The following is a 2932-nucleotide window of genomic DNA, read 5'->3' on the forward strand; positions in this document are numbered from 1 at the left end:
CGGTCACCGACAGCCTGCTCGCCGCAGCGGTGGCTGCGCTCGTCGCGTCGAGCGCCAGTGCACTCGCCAAGGTCTCCCTCGACGCGTCCCTGCAGGCCGATCTGCCGCCGGAATCGATCGCGTCGGGATTCGGCCGATCGGAAACCGTCATGCAGCTGTGCTGGGTCCTGGGCGGCACGCTCGGCGTGCTGCTCCCCACCGAGTACTGGCTCGGTTTCACCGTGGTCTCGGTTTTGCTTACGATCGGGCTCGTGCAGACATTCCTCACCTACCGCGGCAGATCACTTCTGCCCGGCTTCGGCGGCAACCGCCCCGACCACGTCGAACAAGAAGTGTCCGACGGTTCCTTCGGCGAAAACGTGACCAAGTGAATCTCGCTCCCCGCACCAAGAAGATCGCGGCCCTGGTCGCCGCAGGTCTACTCGTCGTCGCCGTTGCCTTCGTCGCGGTACTCGCGCTGCTGATCGGGAACGCGCCGGAGAAGGAACCGACAGTCTCCGCCTACGCCAACGGCCGAGCCGTCGACGTGGAGCCGTACCTGTACTGCGCCGTCAGCGACCCACTGTGCACCAATGTCGGAGAAACCACCGAAATCCAGGTCGGCAAGGCTCCGACGGTGCAGCTCTCGCTTCCCGAGGCCGTCTACTCGGCTCCGTGGGTGCTCGCCCTGGTCTACGGCGACGACAGCGGAAACGTCGTGGAGGACAGCGCGTTCAACGAACCGGGAACCAGGCTCAGCGTCACGGTGCCCACCACGGACGACAGTGGCCGAACCCTGCTCGGGATCGAAGTGCGTCTGCCCACCGGCATCATCGACACCGACACCAATCAGGAGGGCTTCGTCAGCCACGCCATCTGGTCGATCGGCACGCTGCCGTAGGTCGTTCCCGAGATCAGCTGTCGAGCTCGCGGGCGACGGCCCGGACCACCTCGGAGATGCGTTGCGCGATCTTGCGGTCCGGGTACTTGCCCTTCCGGAGCTCGGGCTGCACCGTCGCTTCGAGCAGAGTGATCATGTCCTCGACCATCCCGTGCAGCTCGTCGGGAGTGTGCTTGCGCTCGACGGGTTCGCGGCGGGTGCTGCCGGTGTTCTGACGCACCGACGGTGCCGGCTCGAGCACCTTCAGGCTCAACGCCTGCGGTCCGCGACGGCCTGCGGCCATCCCGAACTCGACTCGCTGACCGGCTTTGAGGCCCTCGACGCCCTCGGGCAGCGCCGAGGAACGCACGTAGACGTCCTCGCCTTCCTCCTGCGAAAGGAATCCGAATCCCTTGTCGACGTCGTACCACTTCACCTTGCCGGTCGGCACTGAGCTCACCCGTTCATCTGTTTGCTGTGACAGTTGCGTTGTCCGTGGGACCGATGTTCGGCCCGCACAAGTTTCGCGCCCCACGAGGACGTAGGACGCGAATACACCAGTCTAGCGCGGTGAGCCCGGATAGAGCATTCGAGTTGTTCACCGCACGGCGCTCTTCACAGCGTCGCGATTCGCACTACCGTGGTCGATGTGGACACAACGACCCGTAAGAGCAGCACCGCTCTGCTGCGCATCGCGCTGGCCCTGTTCGCGATCGGCCTCGTCGCCATCGTCGCGATCCTGATGTTTCCGATCTTCTCCGACGCGAAGCCCCCACTCGGGCTCTATCTGACGGCCATGTTCTCCGCGCCGACCGGCTTCGTGCTGGCGCTGGGCTACGCGCTGGCATCCGGACGAAGGGTGCGCTGACCATGCGGTTGATACTGAACGTCATCTGGCTGGTCTTCGGCGGCCTGTGGCTGGCACTGGGCTACTTCCTCGCCGGACTGCTGCTGTGCATCCTGATCGTGACCATTCCGTTCGGCATCGCGTCGTTCCGCATCGGCGTCTACGCGCTGTGGCCGTTCGGATCGACGATCGTCGACAAGCCGGGGTCCGGATCCGGTGCGCTCGTCGGAAACGTGCTGTGGCTGATTCTGGCCGGTTGGTGGCTGGCCCTGACTCACGTGGTCACCGCCGTCGCGATGGCGATCACCATCATCGGCATCCCGTTGGCGATCGCGAACCTGAAGATGATCCCCGTATCCCTGATGCCCCTCGGCAAGGACATCGTTGCCGTTCGGTGACCTCCGGAACCGGTTGCCGTCGATGTGACTTCCATCACATCACGCTCCGGTAACGGACAGGCAACGGACAGGGGTTCAATGCCCGGCACGTCCACTAGCTGGGCCGACTCGAGCGACCCGAAAGAGGTACAAAATGTGCTCTCGGCGACGCTCCGAAATCGACAGTTACCAAATAGTGACGTAAGGCGGGAATTTCAGTACGGTCAGCAGCGGCCGGAAAGTTCGGCCGAATTCCGGCCCGCAGCGCCAAACCTCGTCCCGCGGGAACCGGAACACCCTCGACGATCACCCAGGGGACGAGGACGGGGGACCCACGTCCCTCCACGGACAACCGGGAAGTTGTAGCGACTCACGAAGTCGCGCCGACTTCCCTTGGGGTGAAGCCCAATTGCCCACTCGCAGGAGTGTGTGAGACGGCCGGGCTACCTCTCAGCCCGAACCCGACAGCTGACCTCGCAGGCGCGTGTGGAGAGGATTTCAACTCGTATGAGCGGACGTCATCGCAAGCCGAGCACCACTGGCAAGACCGTCGCAAAGGTCGCAGTCACCGGAGCCATCATGGGCACCGCAAGCATCGCCTTCACCGGCACCGCGAACGCGGCACCGGATTCCGACTGGGACCGCCTCGCACAGTGTGAAGCCGGCGGCAACTGGGGCATCAACACCGGCAACGGCTACCAGGGTGGGTTGCAGTTCTCCCCCAGCACCTGGAACGCGCACGGCGGCCAGCAGTACGCGGCCACGGCCAACCAGGCCAGCCGTGAAGAGCAGATCGCAGTCGCAGAGAAGGTCCTCGACTCGCAGGGCTGGGGCGCATGGCCGTCCTGC

Annotated in this window: 5 protein-coding genes, 1 pseudogene and 1 riboswitch; of the genes and pseudogenes, 5 read left to right on the forward strand and 1 reads right to left on the reverse strand. The window is 64.8% G+C overall.

All coding sequences use genetic code 11. The annotated features are described in order from the left end of the window. Together RHBS_RS26215 and RHBS_RS26220 are read left to right on the forward strand one after the other, a co-directional pair. A pseudogene (locus RHBS_RS26215) lies at nucleotides 1-371 on the forward strand (MFS transporter); the annotation flags it as partial. Beyond that, nucleotides 368-880: a DUF2771 domain-containing protein gene (locus RHBS_RS26220; protein ID WP_068047880.1), complete on the forward strand. Its 513-nt coding sequence runs from the start codon at nucleotides 368-370 to the stop codon at nucleotides 878-880. The pseudogene RHBS_RS26215 and the gene RHBS_RS26220, both read left to right, overlap by 4 nt. A 13-nt stretch (nucleotides 881-893) precedes the next feature. Here the strand turns inward: RHBS_RS26220 and RHBS_RS26225 are convergent, their stop codons facing one another. Beyond that, on the reverse strand, nucleotides 894-1310 hold the full coding sequence (locus RHBS_RS26225) for a cold-shock protein (protein ID WP_008719325.1): 417 nt from the start codon (nucleotides 1308-1310) through the stop codon (nucleotides 894-896). Nucleotides 1311-1508: 198 nt separating this feature from the next. On the opposite strand from RHBS_RS26225, the gene RHBS_RS26230 reads away from it, so the two are divergent. The 3 genes from RHBS_RS26230 to RHBS_RS26240 all read left to right on the forward strand — a co-directional run. Continuing rightward, complete coding sequence (locus RHBS_RS26230; protein ID WP_128646835.1) at nucleotides 1509-1727, forward strand: hypothetical protein; 219 nt, start codon at nucleotides 1509-1511, stop codon at nucleotides 1725-1727. Between the two features lie 2 nt (nucleotides 1728-1729). Continuing rightward, nucleotides 1730-2104, forward strand: a complete 375-nt coding sequence (locus RHBS_RS26235; protein WP_037187421.1) for a YccF domain-containing protein — start codon at nucleotides 1730-1732, stop codon at nucleotides 2102-2104. A 269-nt stretch (nucleotides 2105-2373) separates the two neighbouring features. Further along, a riboswitch (cyclic di-AMP (ydaO/yuaA leader) is annotated at nucleotides 2374-2582 on the forward strand. A gap of 8 nt (nucleotides 2583-2590) precedes the next feature. Beyond that, nucleotides 2591-2932, forward strand: a 342-nt coding sequence (locus tag RHBS_RS26240) for a transglycosylase family protein (RefSeq protein ID WP_145977620.1), incomplete at its 3' end; no start/stop codon positions are given.

The organism is Rhodococcus sp. BS-15 (assembly GCF_000813105.1).
Lineage (GTDB): Bacteria > Actinomycetota > Actinomycetes > Mycobacteriales > Mycobacteriaceae > Rhodococcoides.